17 protein-coding genes are annotated in these 14,890 nt (G+C 47.3%); 13 read left to right on the top strand and 4 right to left on the bottom strand.

Annotated elements, in window-relative coordinates:
• Window positions 1-22: 22 nt before the first annotated feature.
• Both OI18_RS09840 and OI18_RS09835 read right to left on the bottom strand, forming a co-directional pair.
• Window positions 23-397: a hypothetical protein gene (locus OI18_RS09840; protein ID WP_152616780.1), complete on the bottom strand. Its 375-nt coding sequence runs from the start codon at window positions 395-397 to the stop codon at window positions 23-25.
• An 83-nt stretch (window positions 398-480) separates the two neighbouring features.
• Window positions 481-918: a nucleoside deaminase gene (locus OI18_RS09835; RefSeq protein ID WP_039139460.1), complete on the bottom strand. Its 438-nt coding sequence runs from the start codon at window positions 916-918 to the stop codon at window positions 481-483.
• Between the two features lie 48 nt (window positions 919-966).
• Between OI18_RS09835 and OI18_RS09830 the strand changes: the two genes are divergently transcribed.
• Both OI18_RS09830 and OI18_RS09825 read left to right on the top strand, forming a co-directional pair.
• Window positions 967-2,385 (top strand): aldehyde dehydrogenase, encoded by a 1,419-nt coding sequence (locus OI18_RS09830; protein WP_052273052.1) that lies wholly within the window; start codon window positions 967-969, stop codon window positions 2,383-2,385.
• A 1-nt stretch (window position 2,386) separates the two neighbouring features.
• The gene (locus OI18_RS09825) at window positions 2,387-2,998 is read left to right on the top strand and encodes a glutathione peroxidase (RefSeq protein WP_039139458.1); all 612 of its coding nucleotides are present in this window, start codon (window positions 2,387-2,389) and stop codon (window positions 2,996-2,998) included.
• Between the two features lie 2 nt (window positions 2,999-3,000).
• Here OI18_RS09825 and dusB read toward each other — a convergent pair whose 3' ends face one another.
• Complete coding sequence (dusB, locus tag OI18_RS09820) at window positions 3,001-4,035, bottom strand: tRNA dihydrouridine synthase DusB (RefSeq protein WP_039139455.1); 1,035 nt, start codon at window positions 4,033-4,035, stop codon at window positions 3,001-3,003.
• A gap of 87 nt (window positions 4,036-4,122) precedes the next feature.
• On the opposite strand from dusB, the gene OI18_RS23745 reads away from it, so the two are divergent.
• From OI18_RS23745 to OI18_RS09790, 6 genes are all read left to right on the top strand, one after another.
• The gene (locus OI18_RS23745; RefSeq protein WP_052273051.1) at window positions 4,123-5,088 is read left to right on the top strand and encodes a CPBP family intramembrane glutamic endopeptidase; all 966 of its coding nucleotides are present in this window, start codon (window positions 4,123-4,125) and stop codon (window positions 5,086-5,088) included.
• A gap of 3 nt (window positions 5,089-5,091) precedes the next feature.
• Complete coding sequence (locus OI18_RS09810; RefSeq protein WP_039139453.1) at window positions 5,092-5,949, top strand: phosphatidate cytidylyltransferase; 858 nt, start codon at window positions 5,092-5,094, stop codon at window positions 5,947-5,949.
• A gap of 36 nt (window positions 5,950-5,985) precedes the next feature.
• Window positions 5,986-7,014 (top strand): phenylalanine--tRNA ligase subunit alpha, encoded by a 1,029-nt coding sequence (pheS, locus tag OI18_RS09805; RefSeq protein ID WP_039139451.1) that lies wholly within the window; start codon window positions 5,986-5,988, stop codon window positions 7,012-7,014.
• Between the two features lie 35 nt (window positions 7,015-7,049).
• Complete coding sequence (locus tag OI18_RS09800) at window positions 7,050-7,889, top strand: 3-hydroxyacyl-CoA dehydrogenase NAD-binding domain-containing protein (protein WP_039139449.1); 840 nt, start codon at window positions 7,050-7,052, stop codon at window positions 7,887-7,889.
• Between the two features lie 2 nt (window positions 7,890-7,891).
• Window positions 7,892-8,914: an NAD-dependent epimerase/dehydratase family protein gene (locus OI18_RS09795; RefSeq protein WP_052273050.1), complete on the top strand. Its 1,023-nt coding sequence runs from the start codon at window positions 7,892-7,894 to the stop codon at window positions 8,912-8,914.
• A 72-nt stretch (window positions 8,915-8,986) separates the two neighbouring features.
• Window positions 8,987-10,060 (top strand): carboxypeptidase-like regulatory domain-containing protein, encoded by a 1,074-nt coding sequence (locus OI18_RS09790; RefSeq protein WP_039139448.1) that lies wholly within the window; start codon window positions 8,987-8,989, stop codon window positions 10,058-10,060.
• Here OI18_RS09790 and OI18_RS09785 read toward each other — a convergent pair.
• Entirely contained in the window at window positions 10,045-11,004 is a 960-nt protein-coding gene (locus OI18_RS09785; protein ID WP_039139447.1) for a UDP-3-O-(3-hydroxymyristoyl)glucosamine N-acyltransferase, read from the bottom strand. The genes OI18_RS09790 and OI18_RS09785 overlap by 16 nt on opposite strands.
• Window positions 11,005-11,185: 181 nt before the next feature.
• Here OI18_RS09785 and OI18_RS09780 point away from each other — a divergent pair, with 181 nt between their 5' ends.
• From OI18_RS09780 to OI18_RS09760, 5 genes are read left to right on the top strand one after another with little or no spacing between them, the layout of a single operon-like run.
• Entirely contained in the window at window positions 11,186-11,764 is a 579-nt protein-coding gene (locus tag OI18_RS09780; protein ID WP_240312749.1) for a pseudouridine synthase, read from the top strand.
• A gap of 36 nt (window positions 11,765-11,800) precedes the next feature.
• Window positions 11,801-12,676 carry a YicC/YloC family endoribonuclease gene (locus tag OI18_RS09775; RefSeq protein WP_039139443.1) on the top strand — a complete coding sequence of 292 codons (876 nt, stop codon included), beginning with the start codon at window positions 11,801-11,803 and terminating at the stop codon, window positions 12,674-12,676.
• Between the two features lie 16 nt (window positions 12,677-12,692).
• A complete protein-coding gene (locus OI18_RS09770) occupies window positions 12,693-13,172 on the top strand; it encodes a gliding motility lipoprotein GldH (protein ID WP_160290212.1) in 480 nt (159 codons plus the stop codon).
• A 1-nt stretch (window position 13,173) separates the two neighbouring features.
• Window positions 13,174-14,157, top strand: coding sequence for a sensor histidine kinase (locus tag OI18_RS09765; protein WP_039139439.1), 984 nt, complete (start codon window positions 13,174-13,176; stop codon window positions 14,155-14,157).
• The gene (locus tag OI18_RS09760; protein WP_039139437.1) at window positions 14,157-14,858 is read left to right on the top strand and encodes a response regulator transcription factor; all 702 of its coding nucleotides are present in this window, start codon (window positions 14,157-14,159) and stop codon (window positions 14,856-14,858) included. The genes OI18_RS09765 and OI18_RS09760 overlap by 1 nt, the downstream gene beginning before the upstream one ends.
• The last annotated feature ends 32 nt before the right edge of the window (window positions 14,859-14,890 follow it).

The raw sequence follows: 14,890 nt of genomic DNA, 5'->3' as shown, positions 1-14,890 counted from the left end.
TTGGGTTTTTACATTTCAATTTCTAATATCCATCGGAACAATACCAGTCCATCTGGTCAATTGCTTCGTAATACGACAACCAGTAATCCCGGACGTCTCCCTGTACCAGGTAACCCTCAGACCTGTTGTAAAATGTCCGGTTTCCAATCCGGCTGAAGCTGCCATAGAGTACGGATCCCCGCAAGGGAGTAAAACCTCCCCAGCTTCTCATTACTGTAAACCCGTTAAATGTTTCAATGATAAAATAGTCACAAGTATAGTCGCTGTAGGCAACAACGCCCCGCTCCTGGTTTAGCCAGTATGATTCATCGATCTGTTCGCCCGGCCTTACGTCCTCCCTCCGGCATGACGCCAGCAGGAACAAAAGTGGTAATGCTATTAGTATGATTCTTTTCATTTGGTCTGATGTTTACCAACCCTAGACCACGAAAGTGCACCGGGGATTAATAACGGTTTGTTAATGTTCGCACATTCACTCCCTCATCGTCTTTCCCTGAAAAAAGCTTTCATTAATGCGGCGCAGTCATCAGCCAGGATTCCCTTTTCCACGATAGTCTTTGGGTGAAACGGCCAGTTCGCTCCCGTGATCCGGGCATGGCCATTCTTTTCATCATCGGTACCCCAAACGATCCTTCCCAGTTTGCTCCAGTACATTGCCCCGGTACACATGAGGCAGGGCTCAACTGTTACATACAAGGTGGCATCAGGCAGGTACTTTGCCCCCAGGTAATTGAATGCCGAGGTAAGCGCGATGATCTCCGCATGGGCTGTCGGATCGTTAAGCTTTTCGACCTGGTTATGTCCGCGTGCAATGATCCGGTCCCGGATAACCACAATTGCGCCAACTGGCACTTCGCCATTGGCATAAGCCTTTTCCGCCTCCCGCAGCGCATGCTGCATATAAAATTCATCATTCATCGCCAGCGAAAATAATCATTCCTTACCTTGTATACTCTAAACCAGGCTATGCTCACATCTTCTGCTGCCATACACAATGAAAACGGGATCCACGCGGGCTTGGCCAACCAGCTGTCTGCAATGCGTTCAGTTTTCCAGTCCGGCAAAAACAGGTCGTATGAGGACAGGAAACAACGATTACAACGTCTCCGGGACTTAGTGCTCAAATATGAAAATGAACTGCAACAGGCGCTTTATGCTGACCTGCACAAAAGCCCTGAAGAAGCGTGGGTAACCGAAACGGGTTTCGTAATTGCCGAAATCAATCACATCCTGAAACACCTGAAGTCGTGGATGCGACCAAAAAGAGTTGGCACCAACCTGCTGAATCTTCCCTCGGTGAGTCATATTCATAAGGAACCGCTTGGTGTGGTATTGATTGTGGCGCCCTGGAACTATCCTTTCCAGTTATTGATTTCTCCACTCGCCGGTGCACTTGCTGCGGGGAATTCCGTCGTCTTGAAACCCAGTGAACATGCACCTGCAACAGCGGCCGTAATGAGAGAAATGATCAGTGAGGCATTTGACGAAAGTGAAGTGTTGTATGTCGGGGGCGAAGGCGCAGAAGTGATTCCCGGAATGATGAAGAGCTTCCGCTTCGACCATGTTTTCTTTACTGGTGGAACTGCAGTCGGCAAAATTATTTACGAACTGGCCGCCTCGAAACTTGTGCCGGTAACACTTGAACTTGGTGGCAAAAGTCCTGTGGTCGTGGAAGCAGATGCCAATATTACCGTCGCGGCAAAACGCATCGCGGTCACCAAGTTTTCCAATGCCGGGCAAATGTGCATTGCTCCGGATTATCTGCTGGTGCACAGTTCCGTCAAAGACAAACTGGTCGATGCATTGAAGTCGGCAATTCTCAGCTTCTACACGGAAGACGCATCAAATAGTTATAACTATGGAAGAATAATCAACGACAGGCAATTTCAGCGTTTGCAATCATACTTGTCGCAGGGAAATATTCTTTTCGGCGGACAAACAAACCGCGATGAAAAATATATTGCACCGACGCTTATCGAAGGCGTTGATCATGACAGTCCCATCATGAAAGATGAGATTTTCGGACCCATCCTGCCCGTCATTTCTTATGACAATATGGATGAGGCATTATCCACTATACAGGCAAACCCCGATCCCCTGGCTTTTTATGTATTCACGCAATCGAAAGAAAAAGAACAAGCCTGGATCTCAGCGGTTCCATCTGGCGGGGCGTGCGTCAATAATGCCAGCTGGCATGCTACCAACCCGCACCTGCCTTTCGGTGGCAGGGGAAACAGCGGCATCGGTGCATACCATGGAAATAAATCATTCGATTGTTTTTCGCATAGCAAAGCAGTGATGAAGACCCCTGCCTGGTTTGACCCGGCCATAAAATATCCTCCGTTCAAAGGCAAGCTGAATCTCTTCAAAAAGATTATCAGGTAACATGGAACCCGTCTTACATCCACCAACACTCCGGCAACGCATCCTGAAACTTATTTATCCGGTTGTTTCATTGGCAGGAAAACTTGTGAGCTCTGAAAAAAGGTCGCAGTCAAACGTGAATAACCGAAAGCCTGCAACCCCGGTTTATAACCTGCACATCCAGCTCAATGATGGATCGAAAATTCCCCTGGAGAATTTTAAAGGGAAGAAACTGCTCGTCGTAAATACAGCATCGGATTGTGGTTATACTGCACAATATGATGGACTGCAGAAATTATCAGCAGCATATCGCGAAAGGCTTACCATAATCGGGTTTCCATCGAACGATTTCAAGGAACAGGAAAAAGGATCTGATGAATCGATCGCGCAGTTCTGCAGGATCAATTACGGTGTTGATTTTCCACTTGCAAAAAAATCAAAAGTTACCCGCGGCGAAGGACAAAACCCTGTATTCACCTGGTTGTCCGACCCCCAAAAAAATGGGTGGTGTGAGAACCAGCCAAGATGGAATTTTTCGAAATACCTTTTGAGTGAAGACGGCACGCTGACCCACTTCTTCGATACTGTAGTCGAACCCCTTGACCCGATGGTTATCAAGGCAATTGAAAGCTGAGTTTAGCCGCAACTGTATGCCATGCTGTCCATATCTATTTTCCTTCTTTCGAATGTAAAGCCGGTATATGCTGTGTTGATCTGGTCGAGCACTTCGTCAATTTCTTCCACTGAACGCAGGGTAACCAGCTTTAGCCGGAATTCCTTGATATTAGGTAAACCTTTGAGGTAGTTGTTATAATGTCGCCGCATTTCGTTGATGCCCGGAACAAGGCCTTTCCATTCGATGCTTTTGTGAAGGTGTTTCCGGATCACCTCTACGCGCTGGCCTACATCAGGCGGCGGTAAATGCTCACCCGTTGCCATAAAGTGCTTGACCTCATTGAATATCCAGGGGTAGCCTATAGCAGCCCTGCCGATCATAATGCCGTCAATGCCGTAGCGATTCTTGTATTCCAGCGCCTTCTCAGGTGAATCAATATCACCGTTTCCAAAGATCGGGATCTTAATGCGCGGGTTTTCTTTCACCCTGGCGATATGCGTCCAGTCAGCATTGCCTTTATAAAGCTGGCTTCGCGTACGGCCGTGGATGGAAAGCGCTTTGATCCCCGTATCCTGGAGTCTTTCCGCCACCTCGCTGATATTGATGGAATCTGTATCCCATCCGAGCCGCGTTTTAACCGTTACAGGTAGCCTGGTCGACCGTACACAGGCTGCTGTCAGCCGCACCATCAGGTCAATATCTTTAAGCACGGCAGCCCCGGCACCTTTGGTCACCACCTTTTTTACCGGGCACCCGAAATTGATGTCCAGCAGGTCAGGATTCACCGCGTCTACGATCTGCGCACTCAGGGCCATAGCCTCTTCATCGCCACCGAAGATCTGGATGCCAATAGGGCGTTCATAATCAAAGATGTCCAGTTTCTGCCTGCTTTTCATAGCATCCCGGATCAATCCTTCACTGCTGATGAACTCTGTATACATCATGTCCGCGCCGTTGTCTTTACATACAGCCCGGAAAGGCGGATCGCTGACATCTTCCATGGGCGCGAGCAGCAATGGGAAGTCGGAAAGCTCTATGGGACCAATCTTGACCAATAATCAATTATTTAATTTTCAATAAAAATGCAAAGATAGGAACCAATATTTAATGCATCTTGCAGCAGCAGAAACAGCCTGTTTAGTATGAATACCTACCTGAAGTTCAAGCCGGCATGGTTACAATTGGTCATATTCGGAAGCCTGACATTCGGCATTTACCTGTCACTCGGACTCATCGCATTCTTTGGAGTATCAAAGGTTTATGGTTTAAGTGTGGAACAATTGCAGCAGTTGTCCTTCGAAGAACCTGGTGTACTGTCAGCGTTAAAATTGTTGCAGGGACTATTATCCGTTATCATTTTCCTGGTTCCGGCACTTTTGTTTTCCTACCTGAGCGATCAGCGGCCTTTTAATTATATGGGACTGAAGAAACCGGTTCCCACCAGGTTCCTTTGGCTCGGACTGATATTAATGATCATCGCTTTCCCTGCAGCCTCCTGGCTGAATCACCTGAACCAGGACCTGCAATTCCCTTCCTGGCTCAAGTCCGCCGAAACGAGTATGAGGGCAGCAGAAGAAAGTGCATCCCGATTGCTGAAGGCGATGCTGGAAATGCACAGCCTGGCAGACCTGGCGGGAATGCTCGTCCTGATTGCCCTGCTTCCCGCAATTTGCGAAGAACTCTTTTTCAGGGGTGTACTTCAGCGGCTGTTCATCCAGATTACCCATCGGCCATGGCTCGGCATCGTGATCACGGCATTGTTGTTTTCCGCGTTTCATGGACAATTCCTGGGTTTCTTTCCCCGTGCGTTGCTGGGCATCCTGCTTGGCGCAATTTACTGGTACAGCGGTAGCATCTGGCCTTCCATCATCGCGCATTTCGTAAACAATGCACTGCAGGTGATCTATGTGTACAGGGATAGCTCATATATTGATAAAGAACCCGCAATGCAGCCGGTACTGATCATCTTCAGCATTGTGGCAATTGCAGGACTTGTATGGTACATGCGCAGGATTTCGCATACACATTATGGTGAGATCTATGATACTGATGATGAACTTATTCTCCCATCAAGGGAAGATAAAGACGAAGATTTAACCAATAGCTAAGGCATGGCATTTAACTGGAAAACATTCTGGACAAGGGCCACAACCGCCCTGATATTTGTGGCGGTAATGTGCATCGGCCTCCTGTGGAATCAGTGGTCATTTCTCATCCTCTTCTCTGTAATTCATTTCGGCTGCTGGATCGAGTACCAGCGACTCGTCTCCCGGTTTGTACCCTCGTATTCCGGCATCACGCCATTTCACCGGTACGGCGTCATGATCGCCGGTTGGTGTTTCCTGCTTTATTTCACCGGCGGAGCGGCACGCACCGGAAATTTCACCGGCGGAGAATTTTCTCTGCATGCAATGGGCTGGTGGCTTGGCCTTTTATTCCTTTTCGTTCTCCCGATTATGGAACTGCTTTTTTCAAGAAGCATTGAATTGAAAAATATCCTGTACTCAGGATTGGGACTCGTATATATTTCTTTGAGCTGGGGTCTGCTGATATCACTTCGCATGCGTCACGACAACGGCTTCTATCTTCCTTTGGCCATTATCTTTTCGATCTGGATCAATGATACCATGGCCTATCTCGTGGGTTCAGCAATCGGCAAAACACCACTGACGAAGATCTCTCCCAAAAAAACCTGGGAGGGTACACTCGGAGGCATTATCCTGGCAGTCGGCGCAATGGCATTGCTTGCTCATTTCACCGGCTTCTCCCCACAACAGGCGGCAATAATTGCGGCAATCTCTTCTGTGGCGGGAACATTCGGCGATATCCTTGAGAGTAAAATGAAACGCCTTGCCGGGGTTAAAGACAGCGGTCATATTATGCCGGGTCACGGCGGATTCCTCGACAGGTTCGACTCCCTGCTGTTTGCGACACCGTTTGTATGGCTGTATGTAATGGCCGCCACCTAAGGATATAAGAACTTTTACTTCCATTATCTTTGCCCCATGGAAAATCTGTTACAGCAAATTGAAGGATACAGGCAGGAAATTTCGTCCATCCAGCCAAATGGTGCGGAAACACTGGAAACTTATCGCATCCGTTTCCTTGGAACCAAGGGTATTGTTAAGGCTTTGTTCGGTGAGATGAAGAATGTTCCGGCGGAAAGAAAAAAAGAATTTGGCGCCATCCTCAACGACTTCAAACAATTTGCTGAAGCAAAATACGAACAGTGGAAAGCGGGACTCACCAGCACGGAAGAGCAGGCCGGATCAGTCGACCTTACACTTCCCGGCGATCCTTTGAATGTGGGTTCCCGGCATCCCATCAGCCTTGTGAGAAATGAGATCCTCTCTATTTTCAGGAGACTGGGTTTCTCTGTTGCGGAAGGACCGGAGATCGAAGACGATTGGCACAATTTCACTGCGCTCAATCTTCCCGAAAACCACCCTGCGCGCGACATGCAGGATACCTTTTACCTTCATCGCAGTCCCGACTGGCTGCTTCGCACCCATACGAGTAATGTGCAGATCCGCGAAATGGAAAAAGGCAAACTGCCGATTCGGATAGTCAATCCCGGTAGGGTGTACCGCAATGAGACGATCTCTGCCCGCGCACACTGCTTCTTTCACCAGGTTGAAGGACTTTATATCGACGAGCACGTTTCATTTGCTGATCTTAAACAGACCCTGTATTTCTTTGTACAGGAATTGTTCGGCCGCGATGTAAAGATCCGATTCCGTCCTTCTTACTTTCCGTTCACCGAACCCAGCGCTGAAATGGATATCAGCTGCCTGATCTGTAATGGCAAGGGTTGCAATGTATGTAAGCACACGGGTTGGGTAGAGATCCTTGGTTGCGGTATGGTGCACCCACAGGTGCTTGAAAACTGTGGCATCGACAGCAACAAATACACCGGCTATGCCTTCGGGATGGGTATCGAAAGGATCACCATGCTGAAATACCAGATCAATGACCTCCGGCTGTTCAGTGAAAATGACGTCCGGTTCCTCGAACAATTCACCGCGAGTCTCTGATAAGGCTGCTGAAAAGCTTCTGAAAAAATAATCATATGATCAAGTCCATCTGTGTATGCGGTGCCGGAACCATGGGCACCGGAATTGCCCAGGCAGCTGCCCAGCATGGGTTTGACGTGATTCTCTATGATCTGAGCCTTTCCATGTTGCAGCAATCGATCGAACAGATCGAAAAGAACCTGCAGTTGCTCGCCGACAAGCAGAAGATCTCCTCGGCCGCCCGAAAATCAATCCTCGAAAAACTGCGGTTCGAGAACAGCCTGGCCCGTTGCAAGGCCGACCTGGTTATCGAAGCGGTTGTCGAAAAGATCGAAGTCAAAACTGAATTGTTCAGGAATCTCGCCGACATCAATGGTGACGAAACAATTTTTGCCAGCAATACCTCATCGCTGTCAATTACAACAATAGCCCGCCAGCATCCTGACCCTTCGCGGGTCGCCGGCCTTCATTTCTTCAATCCTGCTACTATTATGAAGCTTGTTGAAGTAGTAAAGACCGGATATACCAGTGAAGAGGTCGTGCAGGCATTGATGACACTCTCCAGGGACATGGGCAAAACCCCCGTGCTCTGCCAGGACTCACCGGGCTTTATTGTTAACCGCGTCGCACGCCCATATTACATCGAAGCTCTGCGCCTTGCGGAAGAAGGTGTTCCTTACAGTGTAATTGACCAGCTGATGGAATCAGCAGGATTTAAACTGGGCCCGTTTGGGCTGATGGATATGATCGGGAATGATGTTAACTATGCCGTAAGTTGCAGCGTATATGAGCAGCTCGGTAAACCGGAAAGACTTAGGCCTTCGGAAATTCAAAAAGAGAAAGTGACCGAAGGAATGCTTGGACGGAAGTCCGGTGCCGGTTATTATACTTACTGACCATGACGACACAAAACTACCCTTCCGAAAAACTGAATGTACTGGTAACAGGAGGCACCGGTTTTCTCGGCGCCTATATTATCCGGCAACTTATTATGGGGGGATACCGTGTAACTGCCTTGCGAAGATCAGGGAGCACCTCACCTTTTTTTATTGAACCATCAATCCTCAGCCAGGTCACCTGGCTCGAGGGCGATGTGCTGGATCTTGGTTCACTTGAAGATGCCATGCAGAATACCGATGCGGTCATACATGCAGCAGCAATCGTTTCTTTCCATCCGGCGGACAGGCAACTGATGTACTCGACCAATGTTCAGGGAACAGCAAATGTGGTGAATACGGCAATTGAAATGGGAATCTCCCGCGTGATCCATGTGAGCTCCGTGGCAGCGCTTGGCAGAACGGAAAAAGGTGAAACAGTGGATGAAAGCAAAACATGGAAGGACAACCGAATCAATACCCATTACGCAATTTCGAAACATAAAGCGGAGATGGAAATGTGGCGGGGAATGGCGGAAGGATTGAGCGGGGCAATCATTAATCCAAGTACTATTCTCGGTTATGGTAACTGGCACAACAGCAGCTGTGCCATCTTCCGGAATGTCTATGAAGAATTCCCCTGGTATACAAACGGGGTAAATGGTTTTGTGTATGTAGAAGATGTTGCCAGGGCAGCAGTGCAGTTGCTCGCCAGTGATATCAATATGGAACGTTTTATTGTCAACGGTGATAACTGGACCTTTCACCAGCTCCTTACCAGCATTGCAAACGGGTTTGGTAAGAGACCTCCATATCGTGAGGCAACTCCGTTGATGGGACAGCTTGCATGGCGGATTGAAAAACTCAAATCATACTTCACCGGGAAAAAACCTTTGCTGAGCAGCGAAAGCGCAAAAGTTGCACACAGCAGGACGATGTTTGACAACACTAAACTGCTGACTGCGGTAAAAGATTTTAGTTATACACCGCTGGAATTTGCCATTACCCGCAGCTGCGAGCAGTATTTACAGCAGTATTCCCGATAAATGGCCTTTTTTTTGTTCGGTATATATACTCGTCGCGGGTAAACCGACGTTTCTACTTTTAATTTGATCCTTATGCAAAAACTGATCGCACTCTTTATCACAATTTGCCTGTCAGGCCTGGCGTTTTCACAGGAGCAATTTACGGTTACCGGTAAAGTAACTGATTCTGTAAGTAAACAACCATTGAGCGGCGCATCTGTATTCTGCCAGAATACAACCTTTGGGGTGATCACTAATGCAGATGGTGAATTCACTATAAAACTTCCCAGGGGTGGATATGACCTGGTCGTTTCATACACAGGTTACCAATCCGCCGAACAGCGCATTACCACCCAAACAACCGAACCGCTCCAGATTGAAATGAAAGCGAAGGATAAAAGCATGGAAGCAGTTGCGGTGGTAGGAAGTAATGAAGTGCCCGATGGCCTGGCAAAGTATGGCGACTTTTTCCGCGAACAGTTTTTCGGTTCAACAGCAAATGCAAAACAGTGCACACTGGCAAACCCGGAAGCATTGCGCTTTTTTTACAGCAAAAAACGCAACAGGCTGAAAGTACTGGCACGCGAAGATCTGCAGATTGTTAATAACGCGCTGGGTTATAAGATTCGCTACCAGCTGGACTCTCTCAGTTTTGAATATGGTCCCGGCATCAGTACCTTCTCCGGGTATCCTTTCTTTGAACAAATGAGTGGCACTCCGGAACAGGAAAAGCTGTGGGCGGAAAACAGGCGGAAGGCATACCGTGGCAGCAAACTTCATTTTATGCGGGCATGGTACGATAGCACGATCCAGCAACAGGGATTTGCACTTGAAAAAGTGAATTCAGATGCAAAAAATTTCGAAGCCACACCCGTTCAAAATTACTACGACAGCAGTTATTATATTTCTGACAGCAGTGTGGTTGAAATTGCATTGACCGGCAAATTCCGGATTGTTTACCGCAACGAAATGCCCGACAAGCAGTTCGTAACCTTTCACAAATTACCTGCACATATCAGGGTTCAGCTTTCCATACTTGATATTACAGATGGCTTCGTAATTGAACAAAACGGTTACTGGTATGAACAGGCCAGCCTCGTGAACACCGGTTACTGGAGTTATGAGCGGATGGCTGAAGCAGTTCCTTATGATTACCTGCCTGACTGATCGGATTTGAGTTTTTGCCAGATCTCGGGGATCCTTTTGATCCAGACAAGTTCCCGTTTCTTTTGTGATGCTTCTTCTGCCGGAGAGCCGAAGTAGATCTTGCCGCCTTCAAGGGAAGATTTTACTCCCGACTGCGCAAGAAGCACCGCGTTTTTTCCGACGGTAAGCGTTTTGCTCACTCCGACCTGTCCCCATAGTATTACGCCATCTTCAATAACCGTAGCCCCGGCTATCCCTACCTGTGCGGCAAAAAGGCAATTCTTTCCGATAACGGTATCATGTCCTATATGTACCAGGTTGTCGATCCGGGTTCCGCTTCCAATGATCGTTTCACTGGTTACACCTCTGTCGATGGTACATCCCGCACCAATCTCAACATCATCCTCAATACGAACTGCACCACAGCTGAGCATTCTCTTATACCATGATTCGCGGTCCTTTTTTGTGTTGTAATAAAAAGCGTCTGAACCAATCACCGTTCCCGACTGGATGATGACATTGTCCCCGATAATACAATGATCAAGAATGGTAACGTTTGGATGGATCCGGCAATTCCTTCCAATCCTTACGTGGTGACCAATAAACACATTGGGCGCAATATAACTATCGTCGCCGATCACGGCAGATTCGCTGATAGAAGTGGTAGCAGGAACAAACGGCCTGAAATGATTGACGATGGTAGTATATGACTGAAATGGATTATCTACAACCAGTAACGCTTTTCCCTCGGGGATTGTAACGTCCCGGTTGTTGATGATGATAAACGAAGCTGCAGACTGAAGGCATTTCTCATAATACTTCGGATGATCTACAAATGCAAGATCTCCTTCCTCTACCCGGTGAATTTCATTGATGCCGGTTGCCATTCCGGATGTATTTCCAATTAGTTCGGCATTGATGAGTTCTGCCATCCAGGTCAAAGAAACAGGTGAGGGGAATCGCATGATTTCAAATTTGCACAAAGGTATTTCCACAACGCAATAAAAAATGTGAATAAAAAATCTGTAAATATTTTTTTCGTTAGGAAAAATTATTTTTAATATTGTGTAGGGAAATTTTGTTCCCGTACTTACTAACCCATCCAAATAACAAAGCCTGGTTTACTCCCAGGCTTTTTTCATGCCCATGTTTAAATACTTCGCACTATATAAACCTTATGAAGTATTATCACAATTCAGCCCGGAAATAAATAAACGAACATTGAAAGATTGCATACAAGTGCCGTCTGACGTGTATCCTGTTGGCCGGCTTGATTATGACAGCGAAGGTCTTTTGATTCTCACTAACGATCCAACTATCAACGCAGCCATCCTTCATCCATCAAATGCACATGAACGTTCATACCTCGTCCAGGTCGATGGACAGATTACCAATGATGCCGTTGCCCGGTTGGAAAAAGGGGTAATCATCAATGTGGATGGCAAATCTTACAAAACCAGGCCGGCACGGGTACAACTCCTCGAAGCCCCTCCCGAAGTACCTGATCGATATCCACCGATCCGGTTCAGGAAAAACATTCCCACTTCCTGGATAAAACTTACACTTAAGGAAGGAAAGAACAGGCAGGTAAGAAAAATGACAGCGGCTACGGGATTCCCCACTCTTCGGCTGATCAGGATGAGCATCGGTAAACTGGATATAACGGGCTGGCAACCGGGCGAATTACGCCAGTTTTCGAAACAGGAATTATTGTCATGGCTTTAGCCTTATTCATTACCTTGCCGCATAAACATTTATTACATGCTGAAATCTATGACCGGTTTTGGAAGAGCAGAGAAAAACGTAGGCGATAAGACCTTCCTGGTCGATATCAAGTCGCTGAACGGAAAACAATTCGAATGCTCGCTTAAAATGCCGGCATTTTTAAAGCCCTTTGAATTTGATATAAGGAAAAGGTTGTCAGAGAAACTGCAAAGAGGAACGATCGACTGCACCATCAGCCTAAAACAAACCGGCAGCGCCAAGCCGGTATCCATTAATATCTCTCTTGCCAAAGCGTACTATCAGCCATTGGCGGAACTCAGCAAGGAACTTGGACTCGATTCCACCCAGATCCTGGGAAACATCCTCAAACTTCCGGAAGTGATTACACCAACTTCCGATACTTTGACCGACGAGGAATGGATAGAGTTCCGGGCAATCATAGATGAAGCCATTGATGACCTTAATGTTCATCGCCTGGAAGAAGGCAGGGTGCTTGAAGAAGACCTGCTTAAAAGGATCACCAATATTGAAAAGCAACAGGATACAATCGCCGAGCTGGAACCCCTGCGAAAAGTGAAGATCCGCGAAGGACTCGTAAAACTCCTGGAAGAAAATGTAGGTGGCGAAAATTATGACAAGAACCGTCTTGAGCAGGAAATCATCTTTTACATCGAAAAAATAGACATCAGCGAAGAACAGGTGCGTCTCAGCAATCACTGCGACTATTTCCGGTCAATGCTGAAAGGAAACGATGCGGAAATCGGGAAGAAACTATCCTTCCTGCTCCAGGAAATAGGACGGGAGATCAATACCACCGGCGCCAAGGCATATGATTCTACGATCCAGAAGTCGGTAGTAATTATGAAGGATGAACTTGAAAAAGCCAAGGAGCAGGTGCTGAATGTTTTATAAGTATATTTTTGCTGCTATGAAACTGCGTAACATTGTTCTGCTCTCCCTGCTCGCATTGTCCTTTTTCACCGGTGCATGCCGGAAAGTGGATGTCTTCGAAAAGAATACCTCTTTCAAGGATCATCGCTGGCAGTCATCCGACAGGCCGGAATTCAGTTTTGTAATAACGGATACCCTTTCCCGGTATAATATTTTTGTTTCATTGCGACACAACGATGCCTATCGTTATAATAATCTCTGGGTTAATGTATATACGATGGCTCCGGGCGATTCCACAACAAAACCGCAGGCTCTCGACCTTCAACTGGCCAGCAATGAAAAGGGCTGGCTGGGTGCAGGAATGGATGATATCTATGAACACAGGATCCGGATTTCACAGGCACCCGTTCAGCTAAAGGCCGGCACATACCGGTTCAGGCTCGAACAGATCATGCGCGATGACCCGCTCGATAATGTCCTGAATGTTGGAATAAGGGTGGAAAGAGACACCAACTGATATGTTGTTCAGATTTTTACCAAGACAGAAGCTGGCTATTGCAACGGCACTTTACTGGTTCCTGTTGATGTATATCATTGCCGCGCTTTTTTTCTGGTACATCAGGTTGCAGCAGCAAAACGAGCAGATGGCTAATTATAAGCTGATGGAGCTGGTTGCTGACGATCCCTCTTATCTCCGGAAAAGTGAAAAGATCAATGATGAAGCCCGGCGGAAAAAACTGCAGTACCAGGGCGAAGGCGCCACCTTCCTGCTGATAATCCTGGTTGGTGCCGTTTTCGTTTTCAGGGCAGTCCGTCGGCAATTCAGGGTCGCCCTCCAGCAACAGAATTTTATGATGGCGATCACCCACGAACTCAAAACACCGATTGCTGTTGGAAAGCTGAATCTTGAAACCCTGCAGAAGCACCGCCTGGATGAACAGAAGCAGCAGAAATTGATCCAGATGACGCTGCAGGAAATTAACCGGTTGAACTCTCTTACAAACAATATCCTCATCTCTTCACAACTCGAAGGGGGAGGCTATAAGCTTATACAGGAAGATCTCGATCTGTCGGCGATCGCAGATAAGATGATGGTGGACTTCCAGCAACGCTTTCCCGGCCGCAATTTCGAATGGAGCATAGAACCGGCGATCAGTTTTCGGGGTGATCCGCTTCTCATCGAGATCATGATGAGCAACCTGGTCGACAATGCAATCAAATACTCTCCCAGGGAATCGGCCATCCAACTCAGGCTGGCAAACAATACCAATGGGATAGTGCTGGAAGTAACAGACGAAGGACCGGGAATCCCCGACGATGAAAAGAATAAGATCTTCAGGCGGTTCTACAGGATCGGCAACGAAGAAGTAAGGAAAACAAAAGGAACCGGGCTGGGACTGTACCTCTGCAAAAAGATTGTCACGGATCACCGGGGAACGATTTCTGTAAGTGATCATCATCCGTCAGGAAGTATCTTTACTATTCAATTCCGAAATAACTGATGGCAAACCCATTATCAATATTATTGGTGGAGGATGAAGAGAACCTTCACGATTCACTGAAACTTAATCTCGAGCTGGAAGGGTATGAAGTTAGTTCCGCCTTCGACGGCATTAGTGCAGTAAAAGCAGTTCAGAATGAGTACTTCGACCTGATCATTCTCGACGTAATGCTTCCGGAAATGGACGGCCTGACAGCAATGGAAAGCATCAGGCTTCAGAATATGGATGTACCCATCCTCGTACTCAGCGCGCGTAACAGCAGTGCCGACAGGGTACTCGGGTTGAAAAAAGGCGCTGACGACTACCTGACAAAACCTTTTGACCTCGAAGAACTATTATTGCGGGTCCAGAAACTGATTGACAAGAGTAAAAAACTGCAGGACAAAGACACGATTGGTGACACCTATTCATTCGGCAGCAATATGGTTGATTTCAGGGCCCAGGAAGCTGTAACGAAAAGCGGCGAAAAAATTCAGCTGAGCAAAAAGGAAGCAATGCTGCTCAAACTGCTTTTTGAAAATAAGAATGACGTCGTGACCCGCGAAAAGATCCTCCAGACGGTATGGGGCTATAACGTATATCCGACCACGCGGACCATCGACAATTTCATTCTCAACTTCAGGAAGTATTTCGAAGACGACAGCAGGAACCCCCGATACTTTCATTCTGTACGGGGCGTCGGTTATAAGTACAGTGAATAGAATTTTTCCTCTTCGTAGGCCGAAGCTTTAGC

The sequence above is a fragment of the Flavihumibacter solisilvae genome, from assembly GCF_000814475.1.
Taxonomy (GTDB): domain Bacteria; phylum Bacteroidota; class Bacteroidia; order Chitinophagales; family Chitinophagaceae; genus Flavihumibacter; species Flavihumibacter solisilvae.
This window is presented reverse-complemented; position numbering and strand designations above follow the sequence as displayed.